The organism is Syntrophomonas sp. UBA1041, assembly GCF_002316705.1.
Classification (GTDB): domain Bacteria; phylum Bacillota; class Syntrophomonadia; order Syntrophomonadales; family Syntrophomonadaceae; genus DTU019.
Map to the genome: position 1 here is coordinate 3,388 of NZ_DCEA01000045.1, position 17,654 is coordinate 21,041.

The following is a 17,654-nucleotide window of genomic DNA, read 5'->3' on the forward strand; positions in this document are numbered from 1 at the left end:
AAAAGAACCGGCCCCGCGCCTTTTTGTCAACATCTCTATGAATATTTAACGCATATGTTGGTCAAGAGTTCGGCTACATCCTGAGTGTAGTCCTGGGCCATTTCGATGTGCTCGTATACTTCTCTCCATTTGATAATCGAAATCGGGTCGTCTTCATGGTTCTCAAACAGCGAAGCCACGCCGGTGCGATACAGTGAGTCCTGTTTTCTCTCCAATTTGGAAATCTCATCGCAGATGCTCAAGATTTCTTTTTTATTGCGTTCCACTTTATCCAGCATGCCAAACGCGTCCTGCTGCAGGTGCAGGGATTCGGTTAAGACCCGCACCATTTCCTTGACCCGCTCATCCGGTTCACCGGCTTTATACAGAATCATCCGGTCTATGATCCCGGTGATATAATCCATAGTGGTGGACAGCTTTTGCGACAACTGAAAAGCGTCCTCTTTGTCAAAAGGCAGGATAAAGCTGGTGTTCAAATGTCTTACCAGGTCTTCTATAATGCGGTCGCCTTCATGCTCCAGGGCGGTCAATTTGGCCATTTTTATGTCCAGATCGGCATAATTGTTTACAACCTCTTCCAGGATGGCGCCGCCTCTTACCACCACCCGGGCGCTTTCGTTGAATAGCATAAATAGTTCTTCATCTTTTCTGCCAAAAAGCCGCATAACCAATCCCCCTACTTGAATCCCGGGACTCTATATATTCAAGAATTATAACATAAATTGGAACATCTGCACCAAGTATACATAACGCACGGTTTATTATTACAGTCTGCGCATATATTCCGGGCGTAAATATTCTGAATTATGGCGCTTGATAACTTCATCGATCAAGCGCAGGATTTTCTGTTTATCCTCCGGCAAACGCCCTTTGATCGCCAGATAATTGGAGGCATGATTGCTGCGGAATTCGCAATCGGTGACCTCCAGATTTTCGATGATGAGACGCAGTTCCTCCAGGATCTCAAAGGGCTGCGGCACCTCAAATTTGCCCTGCTGAATCTGTTTATATAGCACCGTGCCTTGAACCGGCATTATGGTGAGGGCCGCGATATAATCGGGGTTGATCTCATTGCAAATCTGGGCGCTTTTTATGGCATGGTCCACTGCTTGGGGGGTGCGCCCGGCCAATCCCAGAACCAGAGTAACCGACAGCGGTATCCCGGCTTCCCGGACTTTTCGGCCCGCTTCCACCATCTCCTCGTAGGTAACCCCTTTGCATATCGACTTCAATAGTTCTTTATCACCGGTCTCCACTCCCAGATAGGCCATGTTGAGGCCGTGCTCGCTCAGGGTCTTCAAATCCTGCGGCGTTTTCTTGAGAATGCTGTCCGGACTGGTGTAAATGCCTACATGCCTTAACTCAGGGAAGTGCCGGTGTAATTCATCCAGGATGGTGATCAGGTCCGGGGTATCCATGGCCAGGGCATCGCCATCGGCCAAAAATACCTTTTCTACCTGTTGAAAATACAATTTGGCCATGCGAATATCGGCTATTATTTCCTTTATATCCCTCACCCGGTACTTCTTGCCTTTATACATTCCGCAGAAGGTGCATTTATTATGGCTGCAACCGACCGTGCATTGCAGTATATAACTGTTAGCTTCACTGGGTGGCCTATATATATCGCCTTCGTATCTCATTTTTTAAACCTCCGCTCAATATACTTATTAGTTTATTCTAAATTAATCATTTGTGAAGTCCTTACATTTTACCGTATTAATACCGGCTATATTCTCCGCCCATTTTCAAAAAATATAATGGATGCGAGTTTTTAAAAAAGGAGGTTGAGTTGTGAGTCGTAAAAGAAGCATAATGTCGGACCGCCTCAAATATGAAATTGCCAAGGAATTGGGTGTAGCCGATATTGTCTCAAGCGAGGGCTGGGGAGCGGTCAGCTCCCGAAACTGTGGGAATATCGTGGCCAAAGCGATCGAAATAGCGGAGCGTAACATTGCCAGCCAGCACAGCTACTAACACCGACGCAGACTCGCATTCACGGGGGGACAACCCCCGTTTTTATTTGGCCTGACGCAGCTGGAAATGACAATTGGGAACGGCCCTTTTCGTCACCTTCCCTGCCATTACTCATCTTCCTTCTCTTTCACATAGATGTTTTCGGTTTTGGGGCCCAGGATTTTATCGACATTGATGAGATTGCCGAAGACCAGAACCAATACCGTAAAAATGGCCGCACCTGCTGTGACCGTAGTCAGCCCTGCTCCTAAAAGCATTCCCAGGATGGCGGTCAACCACAGGCCGGCGGCCGCGCCGGTGCCGCGCACCTCTTTGTTATCCCCCAACCAGATCAAACCGCTGCCGATGAAGCCCAGGGCAGAAATAACCTGTGCGGCCAAACGGCCGGGATCCACATTTCCGGGGAGGACAAACAATTTGAAAAACTCGGTGGATACCACCGACATGAGGGCGCTTCCCATAGCCACCAGGGCAAACAGGCGCGCCCCCGGATCCGACCTGGAAGCCTTGCCTATAATGATGCCTAACAAACCGGCAGCGGCAATTCTGACCACCGCCATTATTAACATTATACGATTACCTGGTAATTGGGGGCTTCCTTACTTATGGCTATATCGTGGGGATGACTTTCCACCAGGCCTGCATTGGTAATGCGGATAAACCGGGTTTTGGCTTTCATATCATATAGATTGGCCACCCCGCAGTAGCCCATACTGGCACGAAGGCCTCCCACCAGTTGGAAGATGGTGTCGGATACATAGCCGCGGTAAGGCACCCGTCCCTCAATGCCCTCCGGAACCAGTTTCTGCTGGCCTTCCTGGAAGTAGCGGTCACTGCTGCCTTCACACATTGCCCCCAGAGAACCCATACCCCGGTAGATTTTATAGCTGCGGCCCTGTAATATAACGGTATCGCCAGGGCTTTCATCAGTTCCGGCGAAGAGATTCCCCAGCATGACTACATCTGCGCCGGCCGCGATGGCTTTGGCAATATCCCCGGAGAATTTAACTCCCCCATCAGCGATAATGGGTGTATCATAACGGCCCGCTACTGCAGAACAATCGGCAATGGCGGTAATCTGCGGCACTCCGATGCCGGCTATAACCCTGGTGGTGCAGATGGAGCCTGGCCCCATTCCCACCTTGATGGCATCGGCCCCGGCTTTTATCAGATCCTCGGTGGCCTCTGCAGTGGCCACATTACCGGCAATCAAGTCCAGGTCGGGATAATTGTTTTTGATGGTTTCGACCATTCTTACCACATCCATGGAATGGCCATGCGCCGTATCCACTACCACCACGTCCGCCCCGGCGTGCTTTAATGCTTCGACCCGCTGCAGGGTGTCGGCGGTTATGCCTACCGCAGCCCCCACCAGGAGCCGGCCCCGGCTATCTTTGGCTGAATTGGGGTATTTATAGGCTTTTTCGATATCCTTGATGGTGATCAGGCCTTTGAGGTTGAAGTCCTCATCCACCAGGGGCAGCTTCTCGATTTTGTATTTGCGCAGGATCTCCAGGGCCCCTTCCATGGTGGTTCCTACCGGAGCCGTCACCAGCCTTTCGCTGGTCATGGCGTCGCCTATCAAACGGTCAAAATCGGTTTCAAAGCGAATGTCGCGGTTGGTTATGATCCCCACCAGGCGGGGGCCCTCAGTAACCGGCACCCCGGAAATGTGATAGTGTTCCATGATGTCCAGGGCATCCCTGATCTTATCCGTAGGTGATAAAAAGAAAGGGTCGGTTATGACGCCGTGTTCGGAGCGCTTCACCCGGTCAACCATCTTGGCCTGGGCTTCGATGCTCATGTTTTTGTGAATGATGCCAATGCCTCCCTCGCGGGCTACCGCTATAGCCATGCGCGATTCGGTGACAGTGTCCATCCCGGCGCTCATGATGGGAATCTCCAGGCGAATCCTTTTGGTCAGCCGAGTAGAAACGTCAACCTTATTAGGTAATACCTCAGAGCGCCCGGGTATTAGTAACACATCGTCAAAAGTGAGACCCTCTTTAGCAAACTTATCGGTCATGTTGTGCGGCCTCCTCATAAAATTTAACATATATTATCCTATTCGCCGGGAATTTTCAAGGCATGCGGCTGTTAAGGTTATGTAAAAAGTCTTTAGCCGGGTTGAATTCCCAACCCGGCCCCGAATTAAAAACTTAGTCGCCGCCTTGTACCGAACTGATGCCATAGCGGTAAAAATGCTCATAAAGAGATTCCATAGTTTCCTTTTTGACCTTCATCCGCTGCGCGGCCTCCTCAGTGCCGAGGCCCTGAGCAATGGCCTCGATGAGCTGGTCATGGCCGATCCCCGCCTCACGGCACATATCCTGCAGTGACGGTATTCTGCTCCAGGGCGGGAAGGAACCCTGTTGAATGTCGGATTCTTTCATCGATCAACCCCCTTTTTCACTAGCATGCCCGAATCACTGCAGGACCATAAAAAAAGGGGCTGCCGCCCTTCTAGAGCGGTAAGCCCCGTTTTAAGCCGGTTTACATAGAGCTGTTCTTCAATCGCATATGGGTGTGATCCAGTTCCACTACTATAACCTCCCGGCCCACCTTCTTTATAGCCTCCCAGGGGATCACCAGCTTTTGCCTGTCGGCCCAGAAAGTAAAGGCATTGCCCCGGTTGGGGAGGATGATAGAAATAATGCGGCCGTTCTCCTCGTCGATGAGCATATCCGAATCGCCAACGGTGCCCATTCTCATGCCGTCATAGATATTGACCATTTCTTTGCCCACCAATTCATTTAAACGCATTCATCAGCCCTCCTACAGGCCGGTATGCCCAAATCCTCCCGCTCCGCGTTTGGTCTCGTCCAAACTCTCGCTTATCACCAGCTGTGGTCTTTCCACTTTGGTAAAAATCATTTGGGCGATCCGGTCCCCTCTTTTCACAATATACTCTTTGTCCCCCAGGTTTATGACGATTAGCATGATTTCCCCGCGATAATCGGCGTCGATGGTTCCCGGGGTGTTCAGCAAGGTGATGCCATGCTTTAAGGCCAGTCCGCTGCGCGGCCTGATTTGGGCTTCATAGCCTTCGGGGATGGCTACGGCAATACCGGTGGGAATCAGTTTGACCCTGCCGGGAGCAATGCTCTCCGGCTCCTGGTTGGCGGCATGAAGATCAACCCCCGAAGAACCCGGAGTCATGTACTGCGGCCAGGGCAGGTCATAAGAATGCAGGCGTTTGATCAATACCTCCACAGATAAATTCTCCTCTCCAAATCGGCTTATCGGCAAGTGATTCAGGGCCGATGACGAAAATCGCCCAGGGCGGGGGCATCATTACGCTTTGCCAGGGCGGTCGGGGCCTTGCCGCCATACAACCGGGCCCGGGGCATTCTTATCCCTTATCTCTTGCAAGTTATCCAGTGCTCGTCAAAAGCTTTCTCCACCTGGTTAAGGGTCTCCTGGGGTGCAATGGCCGCCAGTGAAAAAGGCTCTCTGTCCAGGAGGGTTTGGGCCAGTTCATGCACCATATCGGCATTGACCGCCAGTATCCTGGACATGATCTCTTCCGGGGGATGCACCTCTCCGTACATGATTATCGATTTGCCCAGCCGGCTCATGCGGTTCATCACATTCTCCAGTCCTAAATACATGCTGGATTTGATCAGCTGCTGGGTTCTTTCCAGTTCCAGTACGGTGATGCCCTGCTGCAAAAAGCTCCTGATCTCACGGTACAGGGCCTCGAAGCAGGTGTCTATCCGGCCGGGGCCAGTGCCGATATATATGGAATAGGCCCCGCTATCTGAATAGGAGGCGGGATATGAGTAGACTGAATAGGCCAATCCCAGCTCTTCGCGCAGGGATTGGAACAGCCTGGAACTCATGCCTCCTCCGAATATGTTATTCATGATGTTTAAGGCATGCCGTCTCTCGTCGAAATAGGTGATTCCCGGCACTCCGATACAGATCTGCACCTGTTCGGTGGCTTTGTCCACCAGATTGGTAAAACAATGATAGGACTGCGGGGCGGCATGGTTCATATTAAACCCTGAAGAGGGCTGTTCGTCAAGGTGCTGGCAAACGGCGTCTTTAACCTGCTGGGCGTTGATGTTGCCGGCCACCGCAATCACCATGTTGCCGGGCTGATAGTGATCCTGGTAGAAATCGCAGATATTCTTGTGGTCAAAAGCGGAGACCGAATCCTTGGTGCCTAGAATGGGGGAACCCAGGGGGTGTTCGGACCACATGCGGCGCGAGAAAACATCGTGTATGAGGTCGTCGGGAGTGTCTTCATACATGTGGATCTCTTCAATGATGACATTCTTCTCGTTTTCAAAGTCACGGGAGGCGAATTTGGCCTTAAAAAGCATATCAAAAAGTATATCCATGGCCATGGGAAGATGCTCGTCCAGGGTACGGGCGTACAAACAGGTGTATTCTTTGGCGGTGAAGGCGTTGAGCTGCCCCCCGATGCTTTCGAAACTCTCGGCAATATCACGGGCTGACCGGCTCTCAGTGCCTTTAAACAGCATGTGTTCGATAAAATGAGCGGCTCCCTTCATATGCTCGGGTTCATGCCGGGATCCCACCCGTATATATATGCCAATGGCAACTGAGCGGACATAGGGAATTTCTTCGGTGACTAAAAAACAGCCATTATCAAGCCTACAACTATTAATCACGCCTATACCTCCAGCTAATTTATGGGTCGTTTTCAACCGAGCCGGGAAAAATACCCCAGCGCCGGGCCAGCCCGTTGAGCATGCGGACCGCCCAACCTGGTCTCTGCCTGTATTCGGCCTCGGTCCGCAGATTGGCTTCAGCCATAGGCTTGCCCTCCACATATACCTTTAGCGTTCCCAAATTTTGATTTTTTGCCACAGGTGCCTTTATATCATAGTTCAATAATACCCTTTTTTCAACATTAAGCTGGGAGTCCCCCAGCCACAGGTAAATATCGCGGTCGGGATAAACCGGGACGCTGTTCTCCCGGCCGCCTTCCAGGGCTAGTTCTTTAAAAGGCTCGGCTTTGTCTACCACCAGAACCGGGCCGGTATGATTGAAGCCGTAGTCCAGAAGACGTTTGCAATCCCCGCTGCGGTCATAAGAATTCAAGGCCACCGCGATCAGCTGGCGCTCCTGCCGGGTGGCCGAGGCTACCAAACACTTGCCGGCGGCGTTGGTGGTGCCGGTTTTGATGCCGTCTGCTCCGGCATAGCTGGAGAGCAGCGTGTTGGTATTATTGAGCAACAGGGCTTCCCGGTAGTCAGGGTGCTTAAAATAGCCCTGTTTGCTGCCTACCAGGGGTTTCAGGACGGGGTCGGTCATCAGGTAGCGTCCGATAACCGCCTGATCGTAAGCCGTACTGTGCTGCTTGTTGCCAGGAAGTCCGGAAGCGTTTTCATAGCGGGTGTGAACCGCTCCGATGGCAAAGGCTTTTACTGACATCAGGTGGGCAAACAGCATTTCGTCGCCGGCCACATGTTCAGCCAGGACGACTGCGGCATCATTGGCGGAACGCAAGAGGGCCGCCTTCAACAGCTCTTCCACAGTCAGTGTGGCGCCTGCTCTCAAACCGATAGTGTATTCCAGGGTTTTATCCGCATGCTGGCTCACCACCGCGGTTTCGTTGAGCCCGGCGTATTCCACCGCCAGAATGGCGGTCATCATCTTGGTGGTGCTGGCCACCTGGCGTTTCTCATCCATGTTGCGCCCGTACAGAACCTGGCCGCTGGCAGAGTCCAGGAGACAGACGTATTTTGAGGTGGTGGCCGGGGCTGCCAGGGCCGGCTCCGGTTGGCACAGACCGGCCAGTATCATGGCTGCCAGCGCCGTAATCATTATTATTATGCAGCTTCTTCTCATTCTGTTCCCACCCATGTTATGGCTGCTGTTCGGGAGAAGCCAGCAGCTCCTCAATGGTCATCATTTTATAGCCCTGCTGGTTCAGGCCGGCCAGGATCTCAGGCAGTGCTTTAACGGTGGGTTCGGTGGGATGCATGAGGATAATGGCGTCATTATGGACCTTTTTCATGACCCGCTCAACGATGACCTGCGGAGCCGGCTTCTGCCAGTCGATGGTGTCCACGCTCCACATGATATACTGGTAGCCCGCGGCGTTCACCGCTGCAACCAGGGAGGGGTTTTTTTCCCCATAAGGAGGTGCAAAGAACTGGCTTTTCTTGCCGGTGGCCGCGAAGATGACATCTTCAGCCTGTTTGATCTGCTCCTGTACCTGGGCCGCCTTGAGGCTGTTGAAGTGAACATGCTTGTAGCCGTGGTTTTGTATGCTGTGATCGGCCGCCGCTATGGTTTTCATCAGTTCAGGATTGTTCTCCGCCCAGCTCCCGGTTACAAAAAAGGTGGCCCGGGCGTTGCTTTTCTGCAAGGCTTCCAGCATAGCCGGTATGTATTCTCCCCCCCAGTCTACATTGACGGTGACAGCCACCGCCTTGCTCCCGGTTGAGCCCTGATAGATAGCGCCGCTGCCGCTGGCGGCCATCTCGCCTCCCCCATCCGAGGCGGCAAGAAATGAGCTTATGCCCAGGACAAAAACCAACCCCACTATGATGCCCAACCTTTTCCAGGAAAAATAAAATATTCTCATTTAGACCTCCCCATGATTTTAACCCATAAGTGACTGCCGCCCAATCCAGCTTTGATGATCACCGGCCCATCCTTATTATTTATGAAACACAGGTCCAAGTCGGGATAGGATACGGTGGCATCACGCCCCTCCGGAACATAGCGCACCGCTTTACTGTGGGCGTGACGCTCCTCAATTTTCAGACCGGCGTCTAAGGCGGCGTTATAGAGGGTACTGGCTACCTGGCATACCCCGCCCCCAAAGTCCATGCCCCGGCCTCCGTTCAGCAGGATAGGGGCCGGCATGTAGCCTCGCTCCGGAGAGCGAGGCCCTACCACCTCATTGAATGAAAAATGTTCTCCCGGCCATAGCAAGACATTGCTGATGCCCCGGGCAGCCAGTGCTATATTATTATGGCGGTGAACGCTGCCGCTCACCCAGGTTTCATAATGACCCACTGCCTGAGAGATCGCAGCCAGTTCCAGGCTGCTGTGTTTAGGGCTGATCGGCAGCAGGGGCAGCTCTAGCTGCGCCCCCGGCGGCGCCTTCATAATCAACTGCTGGCAGTTGACTACGTCGAGTAGATTGCCGGATTGTTCAGCGATGATTTTGCCGGTGGCTTTATCGATGCGGGGTTCAAGCGGATAGCTGTGATACTGCATGGCCAGCTCCATCACCACCTGATGCACTTCGGCCGGCAACAGCCTCTCCACTTGCTGGCCGCCCATGGTAACTCCGGGCTTGACCCCGTTTATATCCCGCTCTAAATCGTCTAACCACACAGCCAGGGAGGAAAAACTGATAAAAAAGGCCATTAACACCAGTGATTTGGCATTTCTTTTGAGAAAACCAAGATATTTCTTTACAACCGCTACCACCTTCTCCCGGAGTCCTCTTACCATACATATTCGCTTGGGCCGGCGGCTATGCCCATCAAGTATATGCCCCAGATCGGCCCGGTGATATTAAGCCTGTCAGCGCGGTTAGAAAACAATCTCTGCAGAAAATGCAAATAAACCGAGAATTTCTCGGTTTACTTGAGTAGCGTGTTTTTTATTTTACTCAGTTCTTGGCCGCACTCTTCAACACCGCTTTGCGGGAGAGGTTGACCCGGCCTTGTTTATCGATTTCGGTCACTTTGACCAGGATCTGATCGCCGATATCGACCACATCTTTCACCTTGTTGACCCGCTCTTCGGCTAACTGCGAGATGTGCACCAGGCCTTCTTTGCCCTGGCTGCCCAGAACTCCGGGAATAATCTCCACAAAAGCGCCGAAATCCATGATGCGCTTGACGGTGCCCATATAGGTCTTGCCTACTTCGACCTCAGCGATGATGGACTCGATCAGGGCTTTGGCCTTTTGGGCGGCTTCACCGTCGGTGGCCATGATGTATAAGGTGCCGTCGTCTTCAATGTCGATCTTGCAGCCGGTTTCATCAACTATTTTGTGGATGACTTTGCCGCCGGGGCCGATCACCTCCCGGATCTTATCGGTGGGGATCATCATCTTGGTCAGGCGCGGGGCATAGGGGGACAGTTCCTTATTAGGTTCGGAAATGGCCTCCAGCATCTTGCCCATTATGAACATGCGGCCTTCTTTGGCCTGTGCCATAGCGGATTCCACCACCTGGCGGCTCACCCCGCCGATCTTGATATCCATCTGCAGCGCGGTAACCCCGACTTCGGTGCCGGCCAATTTGAAGTCCATGTCTCCCAGGGCATCCTCAATCCCCTGAATATCACTGAGGATGGCGAAACGATCCTCTACCTTGACCAAGCCCATGGCGATGCCTGATACCGGCCGTTTGATGGGTACCCCGGCGTGCATCAGAGCCAGGGTGCTGCCGCACACGCTGCCCATGGAGCTGGAGCCGTTCGATTCCAGAACCTCGGATACCACGCGAATGGTGTAGGGAAAATCCGGCTCAGACGGTATTACCGCCAGCAAAGCCCGTTCCGCCAGGGCGCCGTGCCCGATTTCTCTGCGGCCCGGGCCGCGCATCGGCCTGACCTCTCCCACACTGAAGGGCGGGAAGTTATAATGATGGATGTAGCGCTTGGTCTCTTCTATGCCCAATCCGTCCAGGCGCTGTTCTTCACTCATGCCGCCCAGGGTGGCTACCGACAGTACCTGAGTCTGCCCCCGGGTGAACAAGCCGGAGCCATGCGGTCTGGGCAGGAAGCCCACCTCACAGCTGACCGGTCTGATTTCATTCAATTTACGGCCGTCGACACGTTCGCCGTCCTCCAGGGCCATTTTGCGCACGATTTCTTTCATCATGGCGTCGACCAGGGAGCCCACTTGTTTGAGCTGTTCCGGGTAAATCTCGGCAAAATGCTCGAGGATGCTGTCATGGGCCTTGTCCATATCAGCTTCGCGGGCTTTTTTATCGGGATTGCGCACCGCTTGATTGAGAATGTCATAAGCATAAGCCCTCACTGCGGCGTCCATCTCTTCATCCACCTGAGGCAGGACTACCTCCATTTTGGGCTGCTCCAGTGCGGCTATGATCGGCTCCTGGAAGGCCACGATCTTTTTGATTTCTTCGTGAGCGAAGAAGATGGCGTCGATCATGGTCTGTTCAGGCACTTCGTTGGCGCTGCCCTCCACCATCATGATGGCTTCTTTGGTTCCGGCCACTGCCATGTGCAGGTCAGTATTGCGGGACTGCTCAACCGTGGGGTTGATCACCAGCTGTCCGTCCACCAGCCCTACGATAACTGCAGCCAGGGGGCCATTGAAGGGGATATTGGAGACGCCTAAAGCCAAAGATGCCCCGATGATAGCGGTGACATCAGGGGTATTATCCTTGTCCACCGACAGGACAGTGGCTACCACATGAATGTCATTTTTATACCCTTTGGGGAACAAAGGGCGAATGGGGCGGTCGATCTGGCGTGCCGAAAGCGTGGCCAGTTCGGTAGCTCTGCCTTCACGTTTTATAAAGCCACCCGGAATCTTACCGGCGGCATACTGTTTTTCTTCGTAATCTACCGTAAGCGGGAAAAAATCAATGCCTTCCCGGGGCTCTTTGGAGACCGTGGCGGTAACCAGTACAACCGTGTCACCGTACCTCACCAGAGCTGCGCCATTGGCCTGTTTGGCTACCTGCCCGATTTCAACCACCAGGGATCGACCTGCTATTTCTGTTGTATATCGATTGACGATTTTCTTTTCCTCCTTTCTAATATGCCAAGCATATAAAGTGAAAGAGCGGCATGCCGCTCTTTATCTGCGTAAACCCAACCGGGTAACGATGGCGCGATACCGGTCAAAGTTCTTGTTCTTCAGATAATCCAATAAAGACCGCCTCTGCCCGACCATTTTGAGCAGCCCGCGCCGGGAGTGGAAGTCTTTTTTATTGGCTTTTAGATGTTCGTTCAAGTAGTTGATGCGTTCCGTTAAGATGGCAATCTGTACCTCGGGGGAGCCGGTATCGCTTTCATGAACCTGAAAGGTTTTGATCAGTTCCTGTTTTCTTTCCGGTGATAATGACAAGTTGTTTCACCTCCTTTTGCCCTTAATCGCCATAAACCAAGCGCAGCGTCGGTGACTCGCAACCCTAGTCTATGGTTCCGTCCCGTTGTAAAGCTGATTGTCCGCCTCCAGGCAAACACCTATTAGCCTCATTATTGATTATTCCAGCGGGACTTAGCTATTATACCTTTTGGCCATTGGCCAAGGTAAATTGTAGCACAGCAGATTCAAAATGTAAACGCACGACTGTATTGATCGAAGACGGTGAGGCTCTCGGCGGCCCGGTCGCGGTCCAACCCGATTTGCTCTGCCAGCGCCTCGATGCTGTTAAACTTTTGCTCATTGCGCAGTTTTTTGACAAAGTGGAGCCTCAGTAGACTCCCGTAGAGGTCGCCCTCATAATCGAGGAGGTGGGCCTCTATAACTACCGGATAGTCTGGATGAAAGGTGGGTTTGCTGCCGATGTTCACCACCGCTTTAACGGTCTTCTCCCCGGTACGGGCCCAGGCCGCATATACGCCTTTGCCGGGGATAACCAGGTCGGAATCGACCCCCAGATTGGCAGTGGGAAAGCCGATTTGGCGTCCCCTTTTTTCTCCCTCAATGACCCGGCCTTCCACCATGGGCAGGTAACCCAGCATCTCTCCGGCCAGTTCTATGTCCCCGGACTCAATGGCCCGGCGGATCAGGGTGCTGGAGATAACCTCGCCCTGATATTTAACCGGGGGAATGATGTAGGTGGCAAAACCATAACGCTTTCCAAAATCCTGAAGCATATCCGGGGTCCCCGCTCCTTTAAAACCGAAAGAATAGTTAAAACCTACAAACACCGCCTTTACCGCCAGTCGATCAACCAGAATGCCTTTGACGAATGCTTCGGGGCTCAAGCGGGCCATCTCTGTGAAGAAAGAGTTGTAGATCAACAGGTCTAAGCCCAGTCCTGCCAATAATTCTGATTTTATCTTCGGGGTGACCAGGAGTTTCAAGTCTTTCTGAGGAAACAACACCTTCATGGGATGAGGATCAAAAATAAAGGCAGCAGCCACACCGTGGTTGGTTTTAGCCATTTTGACAACATCATTCATCAATTGCTGATGGCCGCGATGCAGGCCGTCAAAATTGCCTAAAGCCAGATACAACGGTTTTCCATCACTGCGAAAATTTTCAATCTCTCTTACAATCTGCATTACTCGGTTCCCTCCGGTCATAGTATCAATGAAATACTTTGCAAGGTATTAAGCAGGGTCCTGCCGGCGAGGCTTTCAGGCGTCCAATGCCAGCCATCAGGCCCTGGCGGTTATGGATGATTACCAGCGGAGCGGCTTCCCCGCCGCTGACCGCAAAGCTTCTGCCGTGCCAGAACAGGGTTTCCTCTTCTTCACTCTGCAGCTGATAATTCGGCCAGTCTGGAAAGGGATAATCAACGGGCAGCAACATCCTGGAAAGATCTCCCGGCCCTGAAATAATATCGTCTAAAGACGAGGCCGCTGCGATACTAAAGCAACCGTCCTCCATGCGCCGCAAAGCCTGCAAATAAGCCCCGGTTCCTAATTTATCGCCGATATCGCGGCACAGGCTGCGGATATAAGTACCGGGCGAACACACCACATCCAGGCTAACGAGTGGCAATCCTTGATGCTGGCTGACGGAGAGCAGGGTCATGCCGTAGATAATGACCTGCCGCGGCGGGCGCTCCACTACTTCACCTTTTCTGGCCAATTCATACAGACGCCGGCCCTGATGATGAAGTGCGGAATACATGGGAGGCACCTGGTCTATGGCGCCGCTAAACCCCGCCAGGATTTCCTGCAGGGCCTGGAGGTCAAAATCACTGTGCCCGGTGAGGGTTATCTCCCCCCAGGCATCCTCAGTATCAGAGGTTCCACCCAGACACATTCCGGCCTGATATCGTTTGCGGCTTTTTTCGATTAAGCTGATAACCCGGGTGGCGTTGCCGATGGCGACCGGTAATACCCCGGTAGCCATGGGATCAAGTGTACCCAGATGCCCAATCCTGGTTTTTTTAGGCAAGACCTTTTTTATCCGCCGCAGCACATCGAATGAGGTTAACCCGGCTGGTTTGTCGATGTTCAAGAAGCCATGCAACGCTCAGCACACATCCTTAATCCGGGCCAGGACCTGGGACATGACCGATTCCAGGCTTCCCTCAAAACTGGCCCCGGCAGCCAGCCGATGGCCTCCCCCGCCGAATTCGCGGGCCAGACTGGCTACATCCACCCTGCCCCGGGAGCGAAAACCGACCTTTACCCGGCCGGTTTCCACCTCTCTGAACAACAGGCCTACTTCCACCCCGGCGATCATACGGGTATAATTGATAATCCCCTCGGGATGATAATCCCGGGCGTCGGCCTGTTCCGCCTCGTCTAAAGTGAGGCACATCCAGGCTATCCGCCCATCCTCACTCAGGGACAGATGCTTTAGGGCATGTTTTAAAAGTAAAACCTCCCTGAGGGGCTTGGATTCGAACAGGTTGTTGCGGGCCAGGTCGACACTGGCCCCTCGTTTAAGCAATTCTGAAGCGATTTTCATGGTGAGGCTGGTGGTATTGCTGTTCAAAAACCGCCCTGTATCCATGATAATACCCGCGTAAAGGCAATTGGCCACATCCTCCGAAACCGGGATTTGCATGATGGCCAGCAGCTCATATATGATCTCGGCAGTGGCGGCCGCCTCCGGGTTCACATAGTTGTAATCGCCAAACAGGCTATTGCCGGGATGATGGTCGATATTGATGGTTACGGCCGCCTTCTGCAGGGCCTCACGCACCTCGTCGGACACCCGGCACTGGTCCGAGCAATCCAGGTATACTGCGGCGAACCCGGGTCTGTCTATGGGCAGCGGGGGCTTAATGCCGCCCCAATCGGGCAGATAGTGATATATGACCGGCACCGGGTTTTCAAGAATCATTTCCACTTTTTTCCCCAGCGTCTGCAGGGCTGACTGCAAACCCAGGATGGAGCCGATGCAGTCTCCGTCTGGAATGGCATGCCCGACCAGTACCAAATGATCGTATTGCAGCAGCTGCCCGGCAATTTCCTCTAATGGGTTCATGGCTTCTTCCCGGTTTCCTCATCCTGTTTGATCTCCTCCAGCAATGAGGAAATCCTGATGCCGTGTTCGATGGATTTGTCCAGGCGAAATTCCAGCTCCGGGGCATGACGAAGCTGAATTCCCTTGGCCAATTCGGTGCGTACAAAACCTTTGGCCTTTTCCAGAACCTTCATAGTCTGTTGTTGTTTTTCTTCATTGCCCAGTACGCTGATATGAATACGGGCATGTCCCAGATCCGGGCTGACATCGACCCGGGTGACCGACACTGTCGACAAGTCCACCCGGGGATCTTTGATCTGTTCCATCAGAATTTGGGCCAGAAAGCGCTGAATTTCCACTGACATTCTTTCCTGACGGCGTTTGGTCATAACAACATCCCCCTGTAATAGAACTCTTTCGGCTGCGTTGTTCTTTATAATTCGCGGGGTATCTCTTCAATGGTATAGGCCTCTATGACATCCCCTTCTTTGATATCGTTGAAGTCCTTGATGCCCATACCGCATTCATATCCTTCCGCCACCTCTTTGACATCGTCTTTGAATCGTTTCAAAGAGGACAGCTTGCCCTCATAAATAATGACCCCGTCGCGTAATACCCGCATCTCCGCATTGCGCAGGAATTTGCCCTCGTTGACGTAACATCCGGCGATGGTGCCGATATTGGGTACTTTGAAGGTGGCCCTGACTGCGGCCCGGCCCAGGAATTTCTCGCGGTATTCCGGTTCCAGAAGCCCGGCCATGGCCTTTTTCACCTCGTCGATGGCCTCGTAGATCACCCGGTACAGGCGAACATCGATCTGTTCATCCTCCGCATATTTGCGGGCTTTGCTGTCGGGGCGGACGTTAAAGCCGATGATGATGGCGTCCGAGGTAGAGGCCAGCATGACATCGCTTTCGGTTATGGCCCCCACCCCGGAGTGCAGAACCGTAACCTTGACTTCATCGGTGCTGAGTCTCAACAGCGATTGGGACAGGGCCTCCACTGAGCCCTGCACATCGCCCTTTATGATCAGGCGCAGCTCTTTCAGCTCGTGTTCCTGGATATGCTTGAAGAATTCATCCAGTGATACCCGGCTGCTCTGGCGCTGTTCTTCTATTTTCTTCTCGGTGAGGCGCAGACTGATTACTTCTTTGGCAACTTTTTCATCACAGACCTGTACTCTCCCCCCGGCTTCGGGCGGTTCGGACCAGCCCGTGATCTCCACCGGCATGGAAGGATAAGCCATTTCCACCCGGGCGCCGCGGTGGTCGTTCATGGCCCTGACCTTGCACAGACTGCTGCCGCTCAATATATAATCACCTATCCGCAAAGTTCCTTTCTGCACCAGCACGGTGGCCACCGGCCCCCGGCCCTTATCCAGCTTGCTCTCGATGACCACCCCTTCTGCGGCCCGGTCGGGGTTGGATTTGATATCATTCACCTCGGCCACAAGTAAAACCATCTCCAGAAGATTGTCGATGCCTTCGCCGGTTTTAGCCGAGATGGGGACAAAAATAGTGTCTCCGCCCCATTCTTCCGGGACTATATTGTACTCGGTCAGCTGCTGCATAACCCGGTCCGGATTGGAGCCGGGCTTGTCGATCTTATTCACGGCTACCAGAAAGGGTACATCGGCCGCCCGGATATGATTGATAGCCTCCACGGTCTGCGGCATTACTCCATCGTCTGCGGCCACCACCAGGATTACAATATCAGTCAGGTTGGCCCCCCGGGCGCGCATGGCGGTAAAAGCCTCGTGGCCGGGGGTGTCGATGAAGGTTACCCGGTTGTTGTTCACTTTAACCTGATAAGCCCCGATGTGCTGGGTGATGCCTCCGGCTTCTCCGGAAACTACGTCGGCATGGCGGATCTTATCCAGAAGCGAGGTCTTGCCATGATCGACATGCCCCATGACGGTGACCACCGGCGGGCGCATAACCAGGCTTTCTTCGCTGTCAACGATCTCTTCCAGTATCTTCTCTTCTTCAGATAATGCTTTCTCTACCTTAACTTCATAGAGACTGGCCAGGATTTCGGCGGTCTCGAAGTCTATGGGCTGATTTATGGAAGCCATGACCCCCAGTTCCATCAAGCGCTTGACGATGTCCGCGGAACTGCGCCGCAGCTGCTCCGCCAGTTCCCTGACCGTGATGGGGGCTTCAATGGTGATGACTTCCGGCGGCGGCAATATGGCCTCCTCTTTTTTACGTTTATGCTTTGATTTTTTCTGCGGCCGGCTGTAATCCCTTTTGGGCTGGTTTTGCCCGAACCGGTTGGCAGCGCGGTCAACGGTCTTTTTGGGAGGAGCCTGGCCTGGCTTAAAAGGCGCAGAGGGTTTGGCCCCGCGCGGCTGCCCTTTTTCGGCTTCAACAGGTTGCTTTTTAGGCCATGGGGCAGCGGACGGACGGGGCTGGTTGCCTTTATCTCTCAATTGTGGCGCAGCCTGCGGCCGGTTTTGCTGCGGGCGGCCGTTCTGAGGCTGGGTCCGGATGCCCTGCTGCTGGGGCCTTCCCCCCTGGGGCTGCCCTTGATACGGCATGCGGCCGCTTTGAGGCTGCCCTTGCTGCTGGGGACGGCCGCCTTGCGGCTGCCTTTGCTGCTG

Annotated in this window: 20 protein-coding genes; 2 read left to right on the forward strand and 18 right to left on the reverse strand. The window is 53.4% G+C overall.

The features are described 5' to 3' along the window. Positions 1 to 35: 35 nt before the first annotated feature. On the reverse strand, positions 36 to 665 hold the full coding sequence (locus tag B2633_RS07085) for a DUF47 domain-containing protein (protein ID WP_481039979.1): 630 nt from the start codon (positions 663 to 665) through the stop codon (positions 36 to 38). 99 nt (positions 666 to 764) lie between these two features. After that, the gene (locus B2633_RS07090; RefSeq protein ID WP_483169905.1) at positions 765 to 1,643 is read right to left on the reverse strand and encodes a radical SAM protein; all 879 of its coding nucleotides are present in this window, start codon (positions 1,641 to 1,643) and stop codon (positions 765 to 767) included. 151 nt (positions 1,644 to 1,794) lie between these two features. Here B2633_RS07090 and B2633_RS07095 point away from each other — a divergent pair, with 151 nt between their 5' ends. Then, a complete protein-coding gene (locus B2633_RS07095) occupies positions 1,795 to 1,977 on the forward strand; it encodes a small, acid-soluble spore protein, alpha/beta type (protein WP_481039983.1) in 183 nt (60 codons plus the stop codon). Between the two features lie 107 nt (positions 1,978 to 2,084). Here B2633_RS07095 and B2633_RS07100 read toward each other — a convergent pair whose 3' ends face one another. The 16 genes from B2633_RS07100 to infB all read right to left on the reverse strand — a co-directional run bounded on the left by B2633_RS07100 (position 2,085) and on the right by infB (position 17,240). After that, positions 2,085 to 2,546, reverse strand: coding sequence for an MgtC/SapB family protein (locus B2633_RS07100; protein WP_481039985.1), 462 nt, complete (start codon positions 2,544 to 2,546; stop codon positions 2,085 to 2,087). Next, a complete protein-coding gene (guaB, locus tag B2633_RS07105; protein ID WP_483169906.1) occupies positions 2,546 to 4,003 on the reverse strand; it encodes an IMP dehydrogenase in 1,458 nt (485 codons plus the stop codon). Before guaB ends, B2633_RS07100 begins: the two co-directional genes overlap by 1 nt. A 133-nt stretch (positions 4,004 to 4,136) precedes the next feature. Beyond that, on the reverse strand, positions 4,137 to 4,370 hold the full coding sequence (locus B2633_RS07110) for a helix-turn-helix domain-containing protein (protein WP_481039989.1): 234 nt from the start codon (positions 4,368 to 4,370) through the stop codon (positions 4,137 to 4,139). 100 nt (positions 4,371 to 4,470) lie between these two features. Then, positions 4,471 to 4,740: a YlmC/YmxH family sporulation protein gene (locus tag B2633_RS07115; RefSeq protein WP_481039991.1), complete on the reverse strand. Its 270-nt coding sequence runs from the start codon at positions 4,738 to 4,740 to the stop codon at positions 4,471 to 4,473. Positions 4,741 to 4,752: 12 nt separating this feature from the next. Beyond that, on the reverse strand, positions 4,753 to 5,190 hold the full coding sequence (dut, locus tag B2633_RS07120) for a dUTP diphosphatase (RefSeq protein ID WP_483169908.1): 438 nt from the start codon (positions 5,188 to 5,190) through the stop codon (positions 4,753 to 4,755). Between the two features lie 146 nt (positions 5,191 to 5,336). After that, positions 5,337 to 6,617: a M16 family metallopeptidase gene (locus B2633_RS07125; protein ID WP_483169910.1), complete on the reverse strand. Its 1,281-nt coding sequence runs from the start codon at positions 6,615 to 6,617 to the stop codon at positions 5,337 to 5,339. Between the two features lie 19 nt (positions 6,618 to 6,636). Then, positions 6,637 to 7,800, reverse strand: a complete 1,164-nt coding sequence (locus tag B2633_RS07130) for a D-alanyl-D-alanine carboxypeptidase family protein (RefSeq protein ID WP_483169911.1) — start codon at positions 7,798 to 7,800, stop codon at positions 6,637 to 6,639. A gap of 16 nt (positions 7,801 to 7,816) precedes the next feature. After that, on the reverse strand, positions 7,817 to 8,542 hold the full coding sequence (locus B2633_RS07135; protein ID WP_481039999.1) for a polysaccharide deacetylase family protein: 726 nt from the start codon (positions 8,540 to 8,542) through the stop codon (positions 7,817 to 7,819). After that, on the reverse strand, positions 8,539 to 9,423 hold the full coding sequence (locus tag B2633_RS07140) for a VanW family protein (RefSeq protein ID WP_483169912.1): 885 nt from the start codon (positions 9,421 to 9,423) through the stop codon (positions 8,539 to 8,541). Before B2633_RS07140 ends, B2633_RS07135 begins: the two co-directional genes overlap by 4 nt. 160 nt (positions 9,424 to 9,583) lie before the next feature. Further along, complete coding sequence (locus B2633_RS07145; protein ID WP_483169919.1) at positions 9,584 to 11,692, reverse strand: polyribonucleotide nucleotidyltransferase; 2,109 nt, start codon at positions 11,690 to 11,692, stop codon at positions 9,584 to 9,586. Positions 11,693 to 11,752: 60 nt separating this feature from the next. Next, complete coding sequence (gene rpsO / locus B2633_RS07150; protein ID WP_481040003.1) at positions 11,753 to 12,022, reverse strand: 30S ribosomal protein S15; 270 nt, start codon at positions 12,020 to 12,022, stop codon at positions 11,753 to 11,755. A 206-nt stretch (positions 12,023 to 12,228) separates the two neighbouring features. Beyond that, positions 12,229 to 13,188: a bifunctional riboflavin kinase/FAD synthetase gene (locus tag B2633_RS07155; protein ID WP_483169914.1), complete on the reverse strand. Its 960-nt coding sequence runs from the start codon at positions 13,186 to 13,188 to the stop codon at positions 12,229 to 12,231. Between the two features lie 25 nt (positions 13,189 to 13,213). Next, positions 13,214 to 14,095 (reverse strand): tRNA pseudouridine(55) synthase TruB, encoded by an 882-nt coding sequence (gene truB / locus B2633_RS07160; RefSeq protein ID WP_483169915.1) that lies wholly within the window; start codon positions 14,093 to 14,095, stop codon positions 13,214 to 13,216. A 15-nt stretch (positions 14,096 to 14,110) separates the two neighbouring features. After that, complete coding sequence (locus B2633_RS07165; protein ID WP_483169916.1) at positions 14,111 to 15,073, reverse strand: DHH family phosphoesterase; 963 nt, start codon at positions 15,071 to 15,073, stop codon at positions 14,111 to 14,113. Further along, on the reverse strand, positions 15,070 to 15,441 hold the full coding sequence (rbfA, locus tag B2633_RS07170; RefSeq protein WP_481040011.1) for a 30S ribosome-binding factor RbfA: 372 nt from the start codon (positions 15,439 to 15,441) through the stop codon (positions 15,070 to 15,072). Before rbfA ends, B2633_RS07165 begins: the two co-directional genes overlap by 4 nt. Positions 15,442 to 15,485: 44 nt before the next feature. Then, positions 15,486 to 17,240 carry a translation initiation factor IF-2 gene (gene infB, locus B2633_RS07175; protein ID WP_483169917.1) on the reverse strand — a complete coding sequence of 585 codons (1,755 nt, stop codon included), beginning with the start codon at positions 17,238 to 17,240 and terminating at the stop codon, positions 15,486 to 15,488. A 72-nt stretch (positions 17,241 to 17,312) separates the two neighbouring features. On the opposite strand from infB, the gene B2633_RS07180 reads away from it, so the two are divergent. Further along, the coding region (locus B2633_RS07180) for a hypothetical protein (protein ID WP_483169918.1) at positions 17,313 to 17,654 on the forward strand (342 nt) is incomplete at its 3' end.